General features: G+C 35.7%; 19 protein-coding genes, 2 tRNA genes and 1 pseudogene. 17 read left to right on the plus strand and 5 right to left on the minus strand.

What is annotated here, in order from left to right:
- Nucleotides 1-42: 42 nt before the first annotated feature.
- The 5 genes from comE to rlmH form a co-directional block, all read right to left on the minus strand.
- Entirely contained in the window at nucleotides 43-795 is a 753-nt protein-coding gene (gene comE, locus M1F65_RS07205) for a competence system response regulator transcription factor ComE (RefSeq protein WP_000866079.1), read from the minus strand.
- On the minus strand, nucleotides 792-2,111 hold the full coding sequence (comD, locus tag M1F65_RS07210; protein ID WP_049490808.1) for a competence system sensor histidine kinase ComD: 1,320 nt from the start codon (nucleotides 2,109-2,111) through the stop codon (nucleotides 792-794). Before comD ends, comE begins: the two co-directional genes overlap by 4 nt.
- Nucleotides 2,112-2,131: 20 nt before the next feature.
- Complete coding sequence (gene comC, locus M1F65_RS07215) at nucleotides 2,132-2,257, minus strand: competence-stimulating peptide ComC (RefSeq protein WP_000799678.1); 126 nt, start codon at nucleotides 2,255-2,257, stop codon at nucleotides 2,132-2,134.
- 164 nt (nucleotides 2,258-2,421) lie between these two features.
- Nucleotides 2,422-2,495, minus strand: a tRNA-Arg gene (locus M1F65_RS07220).
- A 43-nt stretch (nucleotides 2,496-2,538) separates the two neighbouring features.
- A complete protein-coding gene (gene rlmH / locus M1F65_RS07225; protein ID WP_042903084.1) occupies nucleotides 2,539-3,018 on the minus strand; it encodes a 23S rRNA (pseudouridine(1915)-N(3))-methyltransferase RlmH in 480 nt (159 codons plus the stop codon).
- A gap of 185 nt (nucleotides 3,019-3,203) precedes the next feature.
- On the opposite strand from rlmH, the gene htrA reads away from it, so the two are divergent.
- From htrA to M1F65_RS07305, 17 genes and pseudogenes are all read left to right on the plus strand, one after another.
- Nucleotides 3,204-4,400: a serine protease HtrA gene (gene htrA / locus M1F65_RS07230; RefSeq protein ID WP_042903085.1), complete on the plus strand. Its 1,197-nt coding sequence runs from the start codon at nucleotides 3,204-3,206 to the stop codon at nucleotides 4,398-4,400.
- A 57-nt stretch (nucleotides 4,401-4,457) separates the two neighbouring features.
- A complete protein-coding gene (locus M1F65_RS07235) occupies nucleotides 4,458-5,216 on the plus strand; it encodes a ParB/RepB/Spo0J family partition protein (protein WP_084945029.1) in 759 nt (252 codons plus the stop codon).
- A gap of 216 nt (nucleotides 5,217-5,432) precedes the next feature.
- A complete protein-coding gene (gene dnaA / locus M1F65_RS07240; protein ID WP_000660625.1) occupies nucleotides 5,433-6,794 on the plus strand; it encodes a chromosomal replication initiator protein DnaA in 1,362 nt (453 codons plus the stop codon).
- Between the two features lie 158 nt (nucleotides 6,795-6,952).
- Nucleotides 6,953-8,089, plus strand: coding sequence for a DNA polymerase III subunit beta (gene dnaN / locus M1F65_RS07245; RefSeq protein WP_247923897.1), 1,137 nt, complete (start codon nucleotides 6,953-6,955; stop codon nucleotides 8,087-8,089).
- A gap of 64 nt (nucleotides 8,090-8,153) precedes the next feature.
- The gene (locus M1F65_RS07250) at nucleotides 8,154-8,348 is read left to right on the plus strand and encodes a DUF951 domain-containing protein (RefSeq protein WP_000285184.1); all 195 of its coding nucleotides are present in this window, start codon (nucleotides 8,154-8,156) and stop codon (nucleotides 8,346-8,348) included.
- Between the two features lie 84 nt (nucleotides 8,349-8,432).
- The gene (gene ychF, locus M1F65_RS07255) at nucleotides 8,433-9,548 is read left to right on the plus strand and encodes a redox-regulated ATPase YchF (protein ID WP_001218702.1); all 1,116 of its coding nucleotides are present in this window, start codon (nucleotides 8,433-8,435) and stop codon (nucleotides 9,546-9,548) included.
- A gap of 74 nt (nucleotides 9,549-9,622) precedes the next feature.
- The gene (pth, locus tag M1F65_RS07260) at nucleotides 9,623-10,192 is read left to right on the plus strand and encodes an aminoacyl-tRNA hydrolase (protein ID WP_061453864.1); all 570 of its coding nucleotides are present in this window, start codon (nucleotides 9,623-9,625) and stop codon (nucleotides 10,190-10,192) included.
- Nucleotides 10,193-13,696, plus strand: a complete 3,504-nt coding sequence (gene mfd / locus M1F65_RS07265; RefSeq protein WP_247925687.1) for a transcription-repair coupling factor — start codon at nucleotides 10,193-10,195, stop codon at nucleotides 13,694-13,696. It begins immediately after the preceding gene.
- 57 nt (nucleotides 13,697-13,753) lie between these two features.
- Entirely contained in the window at nucleotides 13,754-14,020 is a 267-nt protein-coding gene (locus M1F65_RS07270; RefSeq protein ID WP_001234975.1) for an RNA-binding S4 domain-containing protein, read from the plus strand.
- Nucleotides 14,013-14,381 carry a septum formation initiator family protein gene (locus M1F65_RS07275; protein ID WP_000041922.1) on the plus strand — a complete coding sequence of 123 codons (369 nt, stop codon included), beginning with the start codon at nucleotides 14,013-14,015 and terminating at the stop codon, nucleotides 14,379-14,381. Before M1F65_RS07270 ends, M1F65_RS07275 begins: the two co-directional genes overlap by 8 nt.
- Nucleotides 14,382-14,385: 4 nt before the next feature.
- Nucleotides 14,386-14,508 carry an SP_0009 family protein gene (locus tag M1F65_RS10025; RefSeq protein WP_000429343.1) on the plus strand — a complete coding sequence of 41 codons (123 nt, stop codon included), beginning with the start codon at nucleotides 14,386-14,388 and terminating at the stop codon, nucleotides 14,506-14,508.
- A complete protein-coding gene (locus M1F65_RS07280) occupies nucleotides 14,501-15,769 on the plus strand; it encodes a serine hydrolase (RefSeq protein ID WP_247925688.1) in 1,269 nt (422 codons plus the stop codon). Before M1F65_RS10025 ends, M1F65_RS07280 begins: the two co-directional genes overlap by 8 nt.
- Nucleotides 15,766-17,043: a tRNA lysidine(34) synthetase TilS gene (gene tilS / locus M1F65_RS07285; RefSeq protein WP_247925689.1), complete on the plus strand. Its 1,278-nt coding sequence runs from the start codon at nucleotides 15,766-15,768 to the stop codon at nucleotides 17,041-17,043. Before M1F65_RS07280 ends, tilS begins: the two co-directional genes overlap by 4 nt.
- Before the next feature lie 4 nt (nucleotides 17,044-17,047).
- Nucleotides 17,048-17,590, plus strand: coding sequence for a hypoxanthine phosphoribosyltransferase (gene hpt / locus M1F65_RS07290; RefSeq protein ID WP_000889402.1), 543 nt, complete (start codon nucleotides 17,048-17,050; stop codon nucleotides 17,588-17,590).
- Between the two features lie 15 nt (nucleotides 17,591-17,605).
- Nucleotides 17,606-19,564, plus strand: a complete 1,959-nt coding sequence (gene ftsH, locus M1F65_RS07295; RefSeq protein ID WP_125441456.1) for an ATP-dependent zinc metalloprotease FtsH — start codon at nucleotides 17,606-17,608, stop codon at nucleotides 19,562-19,564.
- Between the two features lie 39 nt (nucleotides 19,565-19,603).
- Nucleotides 19,604-19,864 (plus strand): annotated as a pseudogene (locus M1F65_RS07300) (23S rRNA (uracil(1939)-C(5))-methyltransferase RlmD); the annotation flags it as partial.
- A gap of 58 nt (nucleotides 19,865-19,922) precedes the next feature.
- A tRNA-Glu gene (locus M1F65_RS07305) sits at nucleotides 19,923-19,994 on the plus strand.
- Nucleotides 19,995-19,998 lie beyond the last annotated feature (4 nt).

Here is a 19,998-nt window from a genome sequence, read left to right on the forward strand (position 1 = left end):
TAGCAGATATAACCATTATATCAATTTCTTACTAATTGTCAATCACTTTTTAGATTTTTTCTCTAGAATATCTTTTAGTTTGCGGACTTTTAAACGGGTAATAGGACAACGATGATCTTCATAAAAAACAACTTCTAAATTCTTTCGATCAATTTCTCTCACATTTCCCACATTGACAAGGAAAGATTTATGGGAGCAATAAAATCGCTGGGTATGTTTGTCCTTTTCCTGAATATCTGTCATAGTTCCATAGAATTCTTTAGCAAAATTCTTACCAATAATCCGAAGTTTATGAGAAACTCCTGTGGTTTCGATATACAAAATGTCATGGTAAGGAATTTTCAAATCATTTCCTTTATAGTTGTAATCAAAATAGTCTACAACATCTTCGTTTTCAAGCAGCATGCTCTTAGTGTAAAAAATACTCTGCTCGATGCGTTTTTTGAACAATTCATCATTGATATCTTTATCAACAAAATCTAGGGCTGATACCTGGTATTTGTACGTTAAGGTAGCAAATTCAGATCGACTAGTAATAAAGACAATAATAGCATAAGGATTGTGATGACGGATAAACTGAGCCACTTCAAAGCCTTTTTTCTCGATTCCATGAATATCGATATCTAGGAAATAAAGCTGGTTTACTTCATCATTTTCGATATATTCCTTAAACTCACGAACTTTTCCTGTTGTCTTATATGAAATAGGAATATTCGATTCTTCCGAGATTTCATTTAATATTCTCTCTAGTCTCACTTGATGTTCAATAACATCTTCTAAAATTAATACTTTCATTCGAATTCCCTCTTAAATCTAATAATTTGTCTAAATGTGTTGTCTTCCATCTCAGTTTCTAAGATAATGTTGTCATACTTATCTAAAATCTCTTTGACATTATTGAGTCCTAGACCTCTATTTCTTCCCTTGGTAGAGAAACCTAAGGCAAATAGATCCTCTGAAGGTGTCATAGTGATTTTGCATGAATTTTGGATAACTATAACTGTTTCAAAATCCATTTTAATGACTGCAACTTCCATTTGTTTCAAATAACTATCTGCAGCACCTTCAACAGCATTGTTTAATAAAATGCTCATGATACGAACAAGATCAAGTAAATCTATTGACAGTCTAGTAATGATATCCTTTACTTCCAATGTAAACTCTACATCATTTTTTCGTGCATAGACAATCGATTGAGCAATTAAACTTCGTAAAGCTGAATCTTCTATGTTATTTAAATCAAAGTAAGTATATTTTTCTGACCTCAATTTCTGATTTGCTTTTACTAAAACTTCATTGTAAACCCTGTTAATTTCTTGTAAATCTCCACTGTCAATCGCCATTTGCATGCTGACAAGCATCCCTGCATAGTCATGACGAAAACCTCGAATTTCATTATACAACTCCACAATTTCATCAGTATAAGTCTGTAAATGCTTTTGTTCAAATTTCTTTTGTTTTAGAGCAATCTCTTTTTCAATTTGAACCTTGTGAGAATTCATTGCAAAGAAAATCAATAACAAGCAAATAAAAACAATGGTTGATAAAATACTTCCGAAGCTATTTAAATGATGAGTTGTACTTACTATATCTGAAATAAATAATAAGATATGCAAACCAAAGAAAGCAACTATTACTTTTTTTAAAAAAGGGTACAGATAATCTTTATCAAAATATTTAATATCCAGATGAAAATAACGAATTATTATTAGAATAGAAAAATAAGTCATCAACAATACTACTAAAAGAAATGTACTTTTATAATGTAATACTACTTCATCTCCTGTTATAGAAGATAAGGTTACGGATATAAAAGTATGAGTACTGTGATATAATAAAGACAGTAGTAAACTGATAAAAATAGCTTTGTATTTTTCAGACTTCTTTAACTTTCTTAAATAAAGGTACACAACCAAAGGAAATAAAAATTTAGACAAAGCAAAACTATTAGAAAATACTAGTGTAATAATTTCTTCAAGTATAAAAACTGAGATACATGTGTAACAGAAAAAAACAATTTGTTCTTTTCTATTTATTTTACAAATCCATTCATAACTTTTGCTAATGATGAGAAAATAAAAAATAGCTATCCCTAATCCAAATAAATCCATTACTCTCTACCTTTATTTCATTACTTTCTTCTTGGAAAAATAAGATTACGAATTGTTTCTGAAATTCTCCAATCTCCACCCCGAATCTCCTGCAATTCTGCCTCTGTTACCTCTTTAAATTGTTCCAACTTTACTGTATTTTTCATAATGAAATCTCCTGTATTATTTTTTCTTGTAAGTTAACTTACACACCTATTATACAAAATGAAGACCATGTAAGAAAAAATTCTTCCCAACTGTACATTTTTGCACCTGAAACGCACTTTTTTAAGAAAAAAGCTGGGATTTACCCCAGCTTCGCATCTAAAATTGATCCCAGCAGGATTCGAACCTGCGACCGTTCGCTTAGAAGGCGAATGCTCTATCCAGCTGAGCTATGAGACCTAACATGACCATTCTATCAAAAAACAAGAGCTAAGTCAATCTTCTATTTGTGGTAAGGAGAACCCTGTTGAATTGTAAAAGCACGGTAAATTTGTTCAACTAAAACCAATCTCATTAACTGATGTGGTAATGTCAGACGGCCAAAACTGACAGAAAGATTGGCCCTATTTTTTACAACAGGAGCTAGACCCAAACTTCCTCCAATGATAAAAGTAAGCGTTGAATATCCTTTGATAGAAGCTTGCTCTAGTTGCTTACTAAATTCCTCTGAGGAGAATGTTTTTCCTTCAATGGCTAGTACAACGACAAAGTCTCTTTCTCCAACCTTAGAAAGAATTCTTTCACCTTCTGTTTCCAAGATTTTTTGATTTTCTAATTCACTGGCTTTGTCAGGTGTCTTCTCATCAGTGAGCTCAATCATTTCTAATTTGGCGAAACGTGAAATTCGTTTGGTATATTCAGCAATTCCATCTTTAAGGTATTTTTCTTTTAATTTTCCTACTGTTACAATTTTTATTTTCATTCTTCTATTCTATCATATCCACACTTCATTTCACATCTTATACACACAAAAATCATTCAAAATTACTAGTGAATTCACAGAATAAAGCGAGTTATCCACAACTTGTGTAAAACTTTAAGCTTTTAAGTTTGGATTAAGTTAATAGGTTTATAATCTGAGTAAATAAATAACAAACGGAGGCGTTTATGAAACACTTACAAAAATTTTACAAAAAAGGAGTTAAAGTTCTAATAATCATTCTAATCGGATTTTTAAGTGGTGCCTTAGGAAGTTTCGTAACATTACAACTTTATCAAAAACAAGGAAATCAAGCTACAAATAATAATTCTGGCACTGTCACTCAAACATCCTATAAGAATGAAAATTCAACCACTCAAGCAGTAAATAAAGTTAAGGATGCTGTTGTCTCAATCATTACTTATTCTTCTTCTAGCAGTAGACAAAGTAGTGTATTTAATGCTGACGAAACTAATTCTGATTCAGACAATCAACAAATCGCAAGTGAGGGATCAGGTGTTATCTATAAAAAGGATGATAAAGATGCCTATCTTGTAACTAATACTCACGTTATCAATGGAGCTTCAAAAGTTGATATCCGCTTAGCAGATGGTACTAAGGTTCCTGGTGAAATTGTCGGATCTGATACCTTCTCTGATATTGCTGTCGTTAAAATTTCTTCCGAAAAAGTTACAACAGTCGCAGAATTTGGAGATTCAAGTCAACTTAGTGTTGGAGAAACAGCGATTGCTATTGGTAGTCCTTTAGGTTCAGAATATGCTAATACAGTTACACAGGGGATTATTTCAAGTCTTAATCGAAATGTTTCTCTAAAATCTGAAGATGGTCAAGCTATTTCAACAAAAGCCATTCAAACAGATACAGCCATTAACCCTGGTAACTCTGGTGGTCCACTTGTAAACATTCAAGGACAAGTAATTGGGATTACATCAAGTAAAATTGCAAGTAATGGTGGAACATCTGTAGAAGGTCTTGGTTTTGCAATTCCTTCAAACGATGCACAAAATATCATTAAACAGCTTGAAAGTAATGGTAAAGTGACTCGTCCAGCTCTTGGAATTCAAATGGTTAATCTGTCAAATGTTGGAGCTAGTGATCTTAGAAAACTTAACATTCCAAGTGGCCTCACTTCAGGTGTAGTTGTTCGATCTGTTCAAAACAATATGCCAGCAAATGGACATCTTCAAAAATACGATGTCATTACCAAAGTTGACGATAAAGAGATTGCTTCATCAACAGACCTACAACACGCTCTTTACAATCATGCTATTGGAGATACTATCAAAGTAACCTACTACCGTAATGGTAAGGAGGAAACAACCTCAATTAAACTAGATAAGAATTCTAGTGATTTAGAGTCTTAATTGACATCAGTGTAAAGAAAACTTTACAGAAAGTAAAAGATATGTTAGTGTAGAATCATGGAAAAATTTGAAATGATTTCTATCTCTGAAATACAAAAGAATCCTTACCAACCTCGGAAAGAATTTGATGCAGATAAAATAAAGGAATTAGCTCAGTCAATCAAAGAAAATGGGCTCATCCAACCAATCATCGTTCGTCAATCTCCTGTAATTGGTTATGAAATCCTTGCAGGAGAGAGACGATATCGGGCTTCTCTCTTAGCTGGTCTTACTTCTATTCCAGCCGTTGTAAAGCACCTCTCAGATCAGGAAATGATGATCCAATCTATCATTGAGAATTTGCAGAGAGAAAATTTAAATCCTATTGAAGAAGCACGCGCCTACGAATCTTTAGTAGAAAAAGGATTTACTCACACTGAGATAGCGGATAAAATGGGGAAATCTCGTCCTTATATCACTAATTTTATTCGTTTACTTTCCCTACCAGAATATATCTTAACTGAAGTAGAAAATGGAAAAATTTCTCAAGCGCATGCACGTTCACTAGTTGGTTTGGACAAAGAGCAGCAAGACTATTTCTTTCAACTAATTAAAAATGAAGACATCTCTGTGAGAAAGCTAGAAGCACTTCTTACAGAGAAAAAACACAAGAAGCAAAAAAAAAGTGATTCTTTCATCAAAGACGAAGAAGATAAATTAAAAAAACTACTCGGTTTAAGTGTAGAAATAAAACTTTCAAAAAAAGATACCGGAAAGATTATTATCTCCTTTTCAAGTCAAGAAGAATACGATAGAATTATTAACAGCCTGAAATAAGGCTGTTCTTTTATTTTCTCAACCCACAAATTTATCCACCAATTTTTTTATCAAAAAGCCTACTAAATCAAGGATTTTTCTATTTATCCCCAACCTGTGGATAAACACTGCTAACATTGTGGATTCTTTTCCCCAATCTGTGGAAAAATCCTACTATCTATGGTAAAATAAGTCTAGCACTAAACTACTAAAATCATAGTAAAGGAGGAAAACTAGTTGAAAGAAAAGCAATTTTGGAATCGTATTTTAGAATTTGCTCAAGAAAGATTGACACGATCTATGTATGATTTCTATGCTACACCTGCTGAACTCATCAAAGTAGAAGAAAACACAGCTACTATATTTCTACCGAGATCAGAGATGGAAATGGTGTGGGAAAAGCAATTAAAAGATATTATCATTGCTGCTGGTTTTGAAATTTATGATTCTGAAATCAAACCTCACTATATTTTCACTAAACCTCAGAGCACAGAATCTCCTCAAGTAAATGATACGAATAGTGTCTCTACTTACGATTATACACCTGCACTACCAACGATTCCCTATTCTGAAACAGGGTTAAAAGAAAAATATACCTTTGATAACTTTATTCAAGGTGATGGGAATGTTTGGGCGGTATCTGCTGCACTAGCGGTATCTGAAGATTTAGCTCTGACATATAATCCTCTTTTCATCTATGGAGGACCTGGTCTTGGAAAGACTCACTTACTCAATGCGATTGGAAATGAGATTTTGAAAAATATTCCTGATGCGCGTGTCAAGTACATTCCTGCCGAAAGCTTTATCAATGACTTTCTTGAACACTTGCGACTTGGGGAAATGGAAAAGTTCAAAAAGACTTACCGTAGTCTTGATCTCTTGTTAATCGATGATATCCAATCTCTCAGTGGCAAAAAAGTTGCGACCCAGGAAGAATTTTTCAATACCTTCAATGCTCTTCATGATAAGCAGAAACAGATTGTCCTAACCAGTGATCGAAGTCCTAAACACCTAGAAGGCCTTGAGGAAAGACTTGTTACACGCTTTAGCTGGGGATTGACGCAAAATATCACCCCTCCTGACTTTGAGACACGTATCGCCATTCTTCAAAGTAAAACAGAGCACTTGGATTACCATTTCCAAAGTGATACTCTGGAATACTTGGCTGGCCAATTTGATTCAAATGTTCGAGAATTGGAAGGAGCAATCAACGATATCACTTTAATTGCCAGAGTGAAGAAGATTAAGGATATTACTATTGATATTGCTGCGGAAGCTATTAGAGCACGTAAGCAAGACGCCCGCCAGATACTTGTTATTCCAATTGAGAAAATCCAAACTGAAGTTGGTAATTTTTATGGAGTGAGTGTCAAAGAAATGAAGGGGACGAGACGAGTTCAGAACATCGTTTTGGCACGTCAGGTTGCTATGTATCTAGCTAGAGAACTGACAGATAACAGTCTTCCAAAAATCGGAAAAGAATTTGGCGGAAAGGATCACACCACCGTTATTCATGCCCATGCTAAAATCAAATCATTGATTGACGAAGACGATAATTTACGTTTAGAAATAGAAGCAATCAAAAAGAAAATTAAGTAGCTTGTGGATAAGTTTTCCTTTCTTATCTTTTTTATCCACATTTTTTAAACAAGCTTAGAAGCTTAAGTTTACTAAATAGCACTCAGTTTTCCACAGAATTCACACACTCTATTATTACTATTAACTTTTTAATACTAAAAATAAATAAAGGAGAATCCATGATTCATTTTTCAATTAATAAAAATTTATTTCTACAAGCCTTAAATACCACAAAACGAGCAATAAGCTCTAAAAATGCTATTCCAATTTTATCAACAATCAAAATTGACGTTACCAATGAAGGGATTACTTTAATTGGCTCAAACGGTCAAATTTCTATTGAAAATTTCATTTCTCAAAAGAATGAGGATGCTGGTCTCTTGATCACTTCTTTGGGTTCGATTCTTCTTGAAGCTTCTTTCTTTATCAATGTTGTATCTAGTCTTCCAGATGTAACGCTAGATTTCAAAGAGATTGAACAAAAACAAATTGTCTTAACCAGTGGGAAATCAGAAATTACCCTAAAAGGAAAAGATAGCGAACAGTATCCTCGTATCCAAGAAATTTCAGCTAGCACACCTTTGGTTCTTGAAACAAAACTACTCAAGAAAATTATCAATGAAACAGCATTTGCTGCAAGTACGCAAGAAAGTCGTCCCATCTTAACAGGTGTTCATTTTGTATTGAGCAAACACAAGGAACTAAAAACAGTTGCGACAGACTCACACCGCCTTAGCCAGAAGAAATTGACTCTTGAAAAAAATGGAGATGATTTCGATGTGGTGATTCCTAGCCGCTCTCTACGCGAATTTTCAGCGGTATTTACAGATGATATTGAAACTGTAGAGATTTTCTTTGCAAATAATCAAATCCTCTTTAGAAGCGAAAATATTAGCTTCTACACTCGTCTCCTAGAAGGTAATTATCCTGATACAGATCGCTTGATTCCAACAGACTTTAACACTACAATTACTTTTGATGTGGTTAATTTGCGTCAATCTATGGAGCGTGCACGTCTCTTATCAAGTGCGACTCAAAATGGTACTGTGAAGCTTGAAATTAAAGGTGGAGTTGTTAGCGCCCATGTTTACTCTCCAGAGGTTGGTAAAGTAAACGAAGAAATCGATACGGAGCAGGTGACCGGGGATGATTTAACTATTAGTTTTAACCCAACTTACTTGATTGATTCCCTCAAGGCTTTAAATAGCGAAAAGGTTACTATTAGCTTTATCTCAGCAGTTCGTCCATTTACTCTTGTGCCAGCAGATACTGACGAAGACTTCATGCAGCTTATTACACCAGTTCGAACAAATTAAGTGAAAGAGGTTGAGCCTGGCTCGCCTCTTTTATGATATAATCGAAAAAGAAAAGGAGAGTAGTATGTATCAAGTTGGAAATTTTGTTGAAATGAAAAAACCACATGCTTGCACCATCAAGTCAACAGGTAAAAAGGCCAATCGTTGGGAAATCACACGTGTAGGGGCAGATATCAAAATCAAATGTAGCAATTGTGACCACCTTGTCATGATGAGTCGCTATGATTTTGAACGAAAAATGAATAAGATTATTGACTAAGAACCCTTAGTTAGAGGGTTAGCAAGTTTTCCCTTTTTGTGTTATAATGTTAGGGATTGAAATGAGAACGGAGAATGAGAAACTATGGCTTTAACAGCAGGCATCGTTGGTTTGCCAAACGTTGGTAAATCAACCCTTTTTAATGCAATTACAAAAGCAGGAGCAGAGGCGGCAAACTACCCATTTGCGACTATTGATCCAAACGTTGGGATGGTGGAAGTTCCAGATGAACGCCTACAAAAACTAACAGAAATGATTACACCTAAAAAGACAGTCCCAACAACCTTTGAATTTACAGATATTGCAGGGATTGTAAAAGGAGCATCAAAAGGAGAAGGTCTAGGTAATAAATTCTTGGCCAATATCCGTGAAGTAGACGCGATTGTTCACGTAGTTCGTGCTTTTGATGATGAAAATGTGATGCGCGAGCAAGGACGTGAAGACGCCTTTGTGGATCCACTTGCAGATATTGATACCATTAACCTAGAGTTGATTCTTGCTGACTTAGAATCAGTTAATAAACGCTATGCACGTGTAGAAAAGATGGCACGTACGCAAAAAGATAAAGAATCAGTAGCAGAATTTAATGTTCTTCAAAAGATTAAACCAGTCCTTGAAGATGGAAAATCAGCACGTACTATTGAATTTACAGATGAAGAGCAAAAAGTAGTCAAAGGTCTCTTCCTTTTAACTACTAAACCAGTTCTTTATGTTGCTAATGTAGATGAGGATGTAGTTTCAGATCCAGATTCTATCGAATATGTGAAGCAAATTCGTGAATTCGCAGCGACAGAAAATGCTGAAGTAGTCGTTATTTCCGCGCGTGCTGAGGAAGAAATTTCTGAGTTAGACGATGAGGATAAGCAAGAGTTTCTTGAAGCACTTGGTTTGACTGAATCAGGCGTTGACAAGTTGACTCGTGCAGCTTATCACTTGCTTGGGCTTGGAACTTACTTTACAGCTGGTGAAAAAGAAGTCCGTGCTTGGACCTTTAAGCGAGGGATGAAAGCTCCTCAAGCAGCTGGTATTATCCACTCAGACTTTGAAAAAGGTTTTATTCGTGCAGTAACCATGTCATATGAGGATCTAGTAAAATATGGATCTGAAAAGGCTGTAAAAGAAGCTGGGCGCTTACGTGAAGAAGGAAAAGAATACATCGTTCAAGATGGCGATATCATGGAATTCCGCTTTAACGTTTAATAATATTTAATAAATAGTGTCAATTAGGTTGGAAAAAAAATTCCAACCCTTTTGGCTTTTGAAAGGAAAAATAAATGACCAAATTACTTGTAGGATTGGGAAATCCAGGGGATAAATATTTTGAAACTAAGCACAACGTTGGATTTATGTTGATTGACCAACTAGCTAAAAAACAAAATGTCACCTTTACACATGACAAGATATTTCAAGCTGACCTAGCATCTTTTTTTCTTAATGGCGAAAAAATTTATCTGGTCAAACCAACGACCTTTATGAATGAAAGTGGAAAAGCAGTTCATGCTTTATTGACTTACTATGGTTTGGATATTGAAGATTTACTCGTTATTTACGACGATCTTGACATGGAAGTTGGGAAAATTCGTTTAAGAGCAAAGGGATCGGCTGGTGGTCATAATGGCATTAAGTCTATAATTCAACATATAGGTACTCAAGTCTTTAATCGTGTTAAAATAGGTATCGGAAGACCTAAAAAAGGTATGTCAGTGGTTCACCATGTTTTAAGTAAGTTTGATCAGGATGACTATGTGGGTATTTTACAGTCTATTGACAAGGTTGACGATGCTGTAAACTACTATTTACAAGAGAAAAACTTTGAGAAAACAATGCAGAGGTATAACGGTTAAATGGTGACTTTATTAGATTTATTCTCAGAAAATGACCAGATAAAAAAATGGCATCAAAATCTGATAGATAAGAAAAGACAACTAATACTTGGTTTATCAACTTCTACCAAGGCTCTTGCAATTGCAAGCAGTCTAGAAAAAGAAAATAAGATTGTGTTACTGACTTCAACTTATGGAGAAGCAGAACGAATTATTAGTGATCTTCTTTCTCTCTTAGGAGAGGAACTTGTCTATCCATTTTTGGTTGATGACTCTCCTATGGTAGAGTTTTTGATGTCTTCGCAAGAAAAAATCATTTCGCGGGTTGAGGCCTTGCGTTTTTTGAGTGATCCGTCTAAGAAAGGGATTTTAGTTTGTAATATCGCAGCGAGTCGGTTAATTTTACCCTCTCCGACTAGATTTAAAGAAAGTATTATAAGGATTGCAGTCGGTGAAGAATATGATCAACATTACCTTCTTCACAAATTAAAGGAAATAGGCTATCGCAAAGTTACTCAAGTACAGACACAAGGTGAGTTTAGTATTCGAGGAGACATTTTAGATATTTTTGAGATGTCTCAGTTAGAACCTTTCCGAATCGAGTTTTTTGGCGATGAAGTAGATGGTATTCGTACTTTTGAAGTCGAAACACAATTATCGAAAGAAAATCAGACAAACCTCACTATCTTTCCAGCTAGCGACATACTTTTGAGAGAAAAAGATTATCAACGAGGACAGTCAGCTTTAGAAAAGCAAATTTCAAAGACTCTATCACCAATTTTAAAATCATATTTGGAAGATATTTTGTCAAGTTTTCATCAAAAACAAGTACATTCAGATAGTCGAAAGTTTTTGTCCTTATGTTACGATAAAGCATGGACTGTATTTGATTATATTGAAAAAGATACACCAGTATTCTTTGATGACTATCAAAAATTGATGAATCAGTATGAAGCCTTTGAAAGAGAATTAGCGCAATACTTTACAGAAGATTTACAGAATGGTAAATCATTTTCCGAGATGCAGTATTTTGCAGATACAGAGCAAACCTATAAAAAACAAAGTCCAGTTACCTTTTTCTCTAATCTGCAAAAGGGCTTAGGAAACCTCAAGTTTGATCACATTTATCAATTTAATCAATACCCAATGCAAGAGTTTTTCAATCAATTTTCATTTTTAAAAGAAGAAATTGAGCGATACAAAAAAATGGACTACACTATTATTTTGCAGTCTAGCAATTCAATGGGAAGTAAGACGTTGGAGGATGTTTTAGAGGAATATCAGATCAAATTGGATTCCAGAGATAAGTCAAGTATCTGTAAAGAATCTGTAAACTTGATTGAGGGTAATCTAAGACATGGTTTTCATTTTGTAGATGAAAAAATTCTCTTGATTACTGAACATGAGATTTTTCAAAAGAAATTAAAACGTCGTTTTCGAAGACAACATGCTTCAAACGCAGAGCGATTAAAAGATTATAATGAACTTGAACAAGGGGACTACGTTGTTCACCATATTCATGGAATTGGTCAATATCTAGGGATTGAAACAATTGAAATCAAAGGGATTCACCGTGATTATGTCAGTGTACAGTATCAAAATGGTGACCAAATCTCCATCCCAGTAGAGCAGGTTCAGTTACTGTCCAAATATGTTTCAAGTGATGGGAAACCTCCTAAACTCAATAAATTAAATGACGGTCATTTCAAAAAGACCAAGCAAAAAGTTAAGAACCAAGTAGAGGATATAGCTGACGATTTAATCAAGCTTTATTCTGAGCGTAGTCAGTTGAAGGGGTTTGCTTTCTCAGCTGATGATGATGAGCAACATGCTTTTGATGATGCTTTCCCTTATGTTGAAACAGATGATCAACTTCGCAGTATTGAGGAAATCAAGAGAGATATGCAGGATTCTCACCCCATGGATCGACTTTTGGTTGGAGATGCTGGTTTTGGGAAGACTGAAGTAGCAATGCGTGCTGCTTTTAAGGCAGTCAATGATCACAAACAGGTGGTCGTTCTAGTTCCAACGACGGTTTTAGCGCAACAGCACTATACGAATTTTAAGGAACGATTCCAAAATTTTGCTGTTAATATTGATGTGTTGAGTCGCTTTAGAAGTAAAAAAGAGCAGGCAGAAACACTTGAAAAATTAAAGAATGGTCAAGTTGATATTTTGATTGGAACGCATCGTGTTTTGTCAAAAGATGTGGTGTTTTCTGATTTGGGCTTGATGATTATTGATGAAGAGCAGCGATTCGGGGTTAAGCATAAGGAAACTTTGAAAGAACTAAAAAAACAAGTAGATGTTCTAACCTTGACAGCAACGCCAATCCCTCGTACTCTCCACATGTCTATGCTGGGAATTCGAGATTTGTCTGTTATTGAAACTCCTCCAACCAATCGCTATCCTGTTCAAACCTATGTATTAGAGAAGAATGATAGTGTCATTCGTGATGCTGTCTTGCGTGAAATGGAGCGTGGAGGTCAACTTTACTATCTTTACAATAAAGTTGACACGATTGACCAGAAGGTTTCAGAATTACAGGAGTTGGTTCCAGAGGCTTCGATTGGGTATGTTCATGGACAAATGAGTGAAATTCAGTTGGAAAATACTCTACTTGATTTCATTGAAGGTCAGTATGATATTTTGGTGACGACTACTATTATTGAGACAGGGGTAGACATTCCAAATGCCAATACCTTATTTATTGAAAATGCAGACCATATGGGCTTGTCAACCTTGTATCAATTAAGAGGAAGAGTCGGTCGTAGTAATCGTATTGCTTATGCTTATCTCATGTATCGTCCAGAAAAATCAATTAGTGAAGTTTCTGAGAAGAGATTAGAAGCGATTAAGGGATTTACAGAATTAGGCTCAGGATTTAAGATTGCTATGCGAGATCTTTCGATTCGGGGAGCAGGAAATCTCCTAGGAAAATCGCAGTCTGGTTTCATTGATTCTGTTGGTTTTGAATTGTATTCACAGTTATTAGAGGAAGCTATTGCTAAACGGAACGGTAATGGGAATAAAAGAACCAAAGGAAATGCTGAGTTGATTTTACAAATTGATGCTTATCTTCCTGATACTTATATTTCTGACCAACGACATAAGATTGAAATTTACAAGAAAATTCGTCAAATTGACAATCGTGTCAACTATGAAGAACTACAAGAAGAATTGATGGATCGATTTGGAGAATACCCAGATGTAGTAGCCTACCTTTTAGAGATTGGTTTGGTTAAGTCATATTTGGACAAGGTCTTTGTAGAACGTGTGGAAAGAAAAGATAACAAGATTACAGTTCAATTTGAAAAAGTCACTCAACGACTATTCTTGGCTCAAGATTATTTTAAAGCCTTATCTGCAACGAACTTAAAAGCAGCTATAGCTGAGAATAAGGGATTAATGGAAGTTGTATTTGATGTCCGAAACAAGAAGGATTATGAAATTTTAGAAGGTTTGCTGATTTTTGGAGAAAGTTTATTAGAGATAAAAGAATCAAAGGAAGCAAATCCCATTTAACATTTTTCTTCTATAAAAAGGATAAAAATGGTACAATAATAATTTGAGGTAATAAAAATGAGATTAGACAAGTATTTAAAAGTATCACGAATTATTAAGCGCCGTACAGTCGCAAAAGAAGTAGCAGATAAAGGTAGAATCAAGGTAAATGGAATTTTGGCCAAAAGTTCAACGGATTTGAAAGTTGATGACCAAGTTGAAATTCGCTTTGGAAATAAGTTGTTGCTTGTTAAAGTACTAGAAATGAAAGATAGTACAAAAAAAGAAGATGCAGCAGGCATGTATGAAATTCTCAGTGAAACACGGGTAGAAGAAAATGTCTAAAAATATTGTACAGATGAATAATTCTTTTATTCAAAATGAACATCAACGTCGTCGTTACCTGATGAAGGAGAGACAAAAACGAAATCGTTTTATGGGTTGGGTCCTTATTTTGATGATCTTGTTGTTTATTTTACCAACTTATAACTTGGCCCAAAGCTATGATCAGTTACTGCAACGACGTCAGCAATTAACAGAGTTGAAAGAGCAGTACCAAACTCTCAGTGATGAAAAGGACAAGGAATCTGCTTTTGCTGCAAAGTTGAAAGACGAAGACTATGTAGCAAAATATGCACGCGCCAAGTACTATTACTCAAAGAAACGAGAAGCGATTTATACAATTCCTGATTTGCTTCCGAGGTAATGTCATGGAAAATTTATTAGAAGTTGTTGAACAGTTTTTAAGTTTATCAGATGAAAAACTAGAAGAATTAGCAGCTAAAAATCATTTATTACGATTACAAGAAGAAAGGGAAGAGAAGAATGCGTAAGTTCTTAGTAGTTTTATTGCTACCTGCTTTTATCATAACCTCAAGAGTAGTTAGCACAGAAAAACAGCTTCCTTACTCTTCGCAAGAAATTTATTATCTAACTGAGTCTGACTATGGGTTCTACTATAAAGAAACACTGGAAACCCCAATGGTATATGGTGAAACAACTCTCTATGCTAATGAGGATCTTGTCAAGGAGTCTGGTAAATTAACTCCTGAAACCGCCTTTAAAATCGTAGAATGGCGTTTGAATAGACAAGGTGTTCCTGTTTTTAAATTAGACAATCATCAGTTTATCCTTGCAGATAAGCGGTTGGTCTATGATCAAAGTCATGTTCAAACTCAAAATAGACAAGTATGGTTGGAACCAGGGTTTGTTATCTATAACAGCCCTTATGATGCTAAAGAAATTTCTTCTACCCTCTCCCCCTATCAACACGTACTAGTGGATAGAACCCTCTTTGCTGAGGGACAAGAATTTCTTCATATTGATCAAGTTGGGTGGGTATCAAAAGAGTTCGTTTCAGAAGAAGATAATCGCATCCAGAAGGTTCAAGAAATCTTATCAAACAACTATCAGAATGAAAATTACTCTATTTATGTTAAACAGCTGAACACGGGTAAAGAGGCTGGGGTGAATGAAGACAGCAAACTCTATGCAGCTAGCATCTTGAAACTATCCTACCTTTATTACGCTCAAGATAAGATAAATCAAGGGGAATATACGCTAGACAGTAGCTTCAAGTATATCCCGGAAGTAAATAGTTTCCCTGGGTCCTATAAACCAGAAGGTAGTGGTAGCTTACCTAAAAAAGAAGATAACAAAGAATACAGTCTTCAACAGTTAATTACCAAGGTAACAAAAGAGTCTGACAATGTTGCTCATAATATTTTAGGTTATTACGTGACCAATCAATCTGACGGAGCTTTTAAAGAAAAAATGTCCACTATTATGGGTGAAGATTGGGATGTGAATGATAAACTGACTTCTTCAAAAATGGCTGGAAAGGTCATGGAAGCTATTTATAATCAGAATGGTTTTGTCTTAGAGTCTCTAGGTAAGACCGATTTTGACAACCAACGAATCGCAAAAGGTGTTTCGGTTAAGGTAGCTCATAAAATTGGAGATGCCGATGAGTTTAAACATGACACTGCCATTGTCTATACGGATTCTCCTTTCGTTCTTTCCATTTTCACCAAAAATTCTGATTATGATACTATTGCTAAGATAGCTAAGGATGTCTATGAGGTTCTAAAATGAGGGACCAGGATTTTTTAAATCATTTTCTCCGAAAAGAGTATTTCAAAAAACATTCGAAAGTCTTATTAGCTCTGTCTGGTGGACTGGATTCGATGTTTTTATACCATCTATTGTCTACTTATCAAAATGAGTTGGGAATTGAGTTGATTGTAGCACATGTCAATCACAAGCAGAGAAGTGAGTCTGACTGGGAGGAAAATGAACTAAGGAAGTTAGCTGATGCAGCTGAACTTCCTATTTATATCACAAGCTTTTCAGGAGACTTTTCAGAAGCGCGTGCTCGAGAGTTTCGTTATGATTTTTTTAGGAAAATCATGAAAGAAGTTGGAGCGACAGCCTTGGTCACTGCCCACCATGCAGATGATCAGGTTGAAACGATTTTGATGCGCTTGATTCGAGGAAGTCGGCTCCGTCATTTAACAGGAATAAAAGAAAGTCAGGTAGTTGATGGAATTGAAATTCTCCGTCCCTTGTTGCCTTTTCATAAAAAGGATTTTCCACTAATTTTTCATTTCGAAGATCAAACAAATCAGGAAAATACCTATTTTCGCAATCGCATTCGGAATAGATATTTACCAGAACTTGAAAAAGAAAATCCTCGTCTTAAATCCGCCCTTTTAGATTTAGGAAGGGAAATTTCAGATTACCAAGCAACAATAACGGAACTTTCTAAACAAATTGATGTGGAAGATTTGAATGAGCTATTTTCATACTCTCAACAAACTCAAGGAATCTTGCTCCAGAACTATCTTAATCAATTCCCAGACTTAAATCTGACGAAGGCTCAGTTTGATGAAGTTCGACAGATTTTAGCAACTAAAAGCCAGTATCGTCATTCTCTTAAAAATGGCTATGAATTGATAAAAGAGTATCAGAATTTTCGAGTTTGCAAAATCAGTCCACAGGCTGATGAAAAGGAAGATGAACTTGTGTTACACTATCAAAATCAAGTTCGATATATGGGCTATTTATTTTCCTTTGGCATCCCTATTGAAGGGGATTTTGTTCAAAAAGTAACGGTTTCACGGGAAACATCTGTACATATTAGATGTCGAAAACCTGGCGATGTTATTATCCTGAATGGTCATCGAAAGAAACTGAGACGCTTATTTATAGATTTAAAAATCCCTATTGAAAAACGAAAAATAACCCCTATTATTGAGCAATTTGGAGAAATTGTCTCAATTTCAGGAATTGCGACCAGTGATTTGAGTAAAAACACTAAAAATGATATAATGAACACTGTGATTTATATAGAAAAAATAGATAGGTAAAAAGATGTTAGAACACGATATTAAAAAAATCCTCGTTTCACATGATGAAATTACAGAAGCAGCTAAAAAGCTAGGTGCGCAACTAACAAAAGAATATGAGGGGAAAAATCCAATTCTTATTGGAATTCTGAAAGGATCAATTCCTTTTATGGCTGAATTGGTCAAACATATTGATACGCATATCGAGATGGACTTCATGATGGTATCTAGTTACCATGGTGGAACAGCAAGTAGTGGTGTCATCAATATCAAGCAAGATGTGACTCAAGATATCAAAGGAAGACATGTTTTATTTGTAGAGGATATCATCGATACAGGTCAAACTTTGAAGAATTTGAGAGACATGTTTATTGCAAGAGAAGCAGCTTCTGTTAAAATCGCGACTTTGTTAGACAAACCAGAGGGACGTGTTGTTGAAATTGAAGCGGATTATACTTGCTTTACTATTCCAAATGAGTTTGTAGTAGGTTATGGTTTGGACTATAAAGAAAATTATCGTAACCTTCCTTATGTTGGAGTATTGAAAGAAGAAGTTTATTCAAATTAGAAAGATCTATCTTTAATGAAAAAACAAAATAATGGTTTAGTTAGAAATCCATTTCTCTACTTGTTAATTATCTTCTTCCTAGTGACAGGATTCCAGTATTTTTACTCTGGAAATACTGCTGGACGAAGCGAAAAAATTAACTATACAGAACTGGTAAAAGAAATTACAGCAGACAATGTAAAAGAATTAACCTATCAGCCAAATGGCAGTATCATTGAAGTGTCTGGTGTTTATAAAAATCCTAAGACTAGTAAAGAAGAAACAGGAATTCAATTTTTCACTCCTACAGCTACAACAGTAGAAAGATTCTCAAGTACTATTCTTCCATCTGATTCAACAGTTTCAGAATTGCAAAAACTTGCTTCTGAACATCAGGCAGAAGTAACAGTCAAACATGAGAGTTCAAGCGGTATGTGGATCAATATCCTTGTGTCTGTTGTCCCATTTGCTATTCTCTTCTTCTTCCTATTCTCTATGATGGGAAATATGGGAGGAAATAGTGGCCGAAATCCAATGAGTTTTGGACGTAGCAAGGCCAAAGCTGCTAACAAAGAAGATATCAAGGTACGATTCTCAGATGTTGCAGGTGCCGAGGAAGAAAAACAAGAATTAGTAGAAGTTGTTGAATTCCTAAAAGATCCAAAACGATTTACAAAACTTGGTGCGCGTATTCCTGCAGGTGTTCTTTTGGAGGGACCTCCGGGAACAGGTAAGACATTACTTGCTAAGGCAGTTGCTGGGGAAGCAGGTGTTCCATTCTTTAGTATCTCAGGTTCTGACTTTGTAGAAATGTTTGTCGGAGTTGGTGCAAGCCGCGTTCGTTCTCTTTTTGAGGATGCAAAAAAAGCAGCGCCAGCCATCATCTTTATCGATGAAATTGATGCCGTTGGTCGCCAACGTGGTGTCGGTCTTGGTGGAGGTAATGATGAACGTGAACAAACCTTGAACCAACTCTTGATTGAGATGGATGGTTTTGAGGGAAATGAAGGAATCATCGTTATCGCTGCGACGAACCGTTCAGATGTTCTAGATCCAGCTCTTCTCCGTCCAGGACGTTTTGATAGAAAAGTCTTAGTTGGTCGCCCTGATGTTAAAGGTCGTGAAGCAATCTTGAAAGTTCACGCTAAAAACAAACCTCTAGCAGAAGATGTTGATTTGAAATTAGTTGCCCAACAAACTCCAGGTTTTGTGGGAGCTGACTTGGAAAATGTTCTAAATGAGGCGGCCTTAGTTGCTGCTCGTCGCAACAAATCAATTATTGATGCTTCAGATATTGATGAGGCAGAGGACAGAGTGATTGCTGGACCATCTAAGAAAGATAAAACAGTATCACAAAGAGAACGTGAATTGGTTGCTTATCATGAGGCTGGACATACCATTGTTGGTTTAGTCTTGTCAAATGCCCGTGTTGTTCATAAAGTTACCATTGTACCACGTGGACGTGCAGGCGGCTACATGATTGCACTTCCGAAAGAGGATCAAATGCTTCTATCTAAAGAAGACATGAAAGAGCAATTGGCAGGTTTGATGGGTGGTCGTGTAGCTGAAGAGATTATCTTCAATGTCCAAACGACAGGAGCTTCAAATGACTTTGAACAAGCTACACAGATGGCGCGTGCAATGGTCACTGAATACGGTATGAGTGAAAAACTTGGCCCAGTTCAATACGAAGGTAATCATGCTATGTTTGGTGCACAAAGTCCTCAAAAATCAATTTCAGAACAAACAGCCTATGAGATTGATGAGGAAGTTCGTTCATTATTAAATGAGGCACGAAACAAAGCAGCTGAAATCATTCAGTCAAATCGTGAAACTCATAAGTTGATTGCAGAAGCATTGTTGAAATACGAAACATTAGATAGTACACAGATTAAATCTCTTTACGAAACAGGAAAAATGCCTGAGACAGTAGAAGAGGAATCCCATGCACTATCTTATGATGAAGTAAAATCAAAAATGAGTGAAGAAAAATAAATTTAGAGAGGTTCAACCTCTCTTTTTATGTTCTAATGTGATGGCTACCGAGCGGATGCCCTGATAGTCGACCCTCCTCGTACAGGCTTAGATGATAAGCTGTTGGATACTATTCTGACCTATGTTCCAGAAAAAATGGTCTATGTATCCTGCAATGTTTCGACCTTGGCGCGAGATTTAGTTAAATTAGTAAAAGTCTATGACCTCCAGTATATCCAGTCGGTCGATATGTTTCCCCACACTGCACGGACAGAAGCAGTGGTTAAGTTAGTGAAGAAAAGAAAAAATCAAATTCACTGAAAAAAGTCCTTGACAAAGGTAAAAAAGTAGGTATAATAGAAAGAGTTGAAAAGCTCAAGGTCCGTTGGTCAAGGGGTTAAGACACCGCCTTTTCACGGCGGTAACACGGGTTCGAATCCCGTACGGACTATGGT

The organism is Streptococcus oralis (assembly GCF_023109195.1).
Lineage (GTDB): Bacteria > Bacillota > Bacilli > Lactobacillales > Streptococcaceae > Streptococcus > Streptococcus oralis_BV.

Bases quoted from the DNA above. Each gene is read 5' to 3' on its own strand.
- comE (WP_000866079.1), bottom strand. From the start codon at position 795: ATGAAAGTATTAATTTTAGAAGATGTTATTGAACATCAAGTGAGACTA.
- comD (WP_049490808.1), bottom strand. From the start codon at position 2,111: ATGGATTTATTTGGATTAGGGATAGCTATTTTTTATTTTCTCATCATT.
- comC (WP_000799678.1), bottom strand. From the start codon at position 2,257: ATGAAAAATACAGTAAAGTTGGAACAATTTAAAGAGGTAACAGAGGCA.
- rlmH (WP_042903084.1), bottom strand. From the start codon at position 3,018: ATGAAAATAAAAATTGTAACAGTAGGAAAATTAAAAGAAAAATACCTT.
- htrA (WP_042903085.1), top strand. From the start codon at position 3,204: ATGAAACACTTACAAAAATTTTACAAAAAAGGAGTTAAAGTTCTAATA.
- M1F65_RS07235 (WP_084945029.1), top strand. From the start codon at position 4,458: ATGGAAAAATTTGAAATGATTTCTATCTCTGAAATACAAAAGAATCCT.
- dnaN (WP_247923897.1), top strand. From the start codon at position 6,953: ATGATTCATTTTTCAATTAATAAAAATTTATTTCTACAAGCCTTAAAT.
- M1F65_RS07250 (WP_000285184.1), top strand. From the start codon at position 8,154: ATGTATCAAGTTGGAAATTTTGTTGAAATGAAAAAACCACATGCTTGC.
- ychF (WP_001218702.1), top strand. From the start codon at position 8,433: ATGGCTTTAACAGCAGGCATCGTTGGTTTGCCAAACGTTGGTAAATCA.
- pth (WP_061453864.1), top strand. From the start codon at position 9,623: ATGACCAAATTACTTGTAGGATTGGGAAATCCAGGGGATAAATATTTT.
- mfd (WP_247925687.1), top strand. From the start codon at position 10,193: ATGGTGACTTTATTAGATTTATTCTCAGAAAATGACCAGATAAAAAAA.
- M1F65_RS07270 (WP_001234975.1), top strand. From the start codon at position 13,754: ATGAGATTAGACAAGTATTTAAAAGTATCACGAATTATTAAGCGCCGT.
- M1F65_RS07275 (WP_000041922.1), top strand. From the start codon at position 14,013: ATGTCTAAAAATATTGTACAGATGAATAATTCTTTTATTCAAAATGAA.
- M1F65_RS10025 (WP_000429343.1), top strand. From the start codon at position 14,386: ATGGAAAATTTATTAGAAGTTGTTGAACAGTTTTTAAGTTTATCAGAT.
- M1F65_RS07280 (WP_247925688.1), top strand. From the start codon at position 14,501: ATGCGTAAGTTCTTAGTAGTTTTATTGCTACCTGCTTTTATCATAACC.
- tilS (WP_247925689.1), top strand. From the start codon at position 15,766: ATGAGGGACCAGGATTTTTTAAATCATTTTCTCCGAAAAGAGTATTTC.
- hpt (WP_000889402.1), top strand. From the start codon at position 17,048: ATGTTAGAACACGATATTAAAAAAATCCTCGTTTCACATGATGAAATT.
- ftsH (WP_125441456.1), top strand. From the start codon at position 17,606: ATGAAAAAACAAAATAATGGTTTAGTTAGAAATCCATTTCTCTACTTG.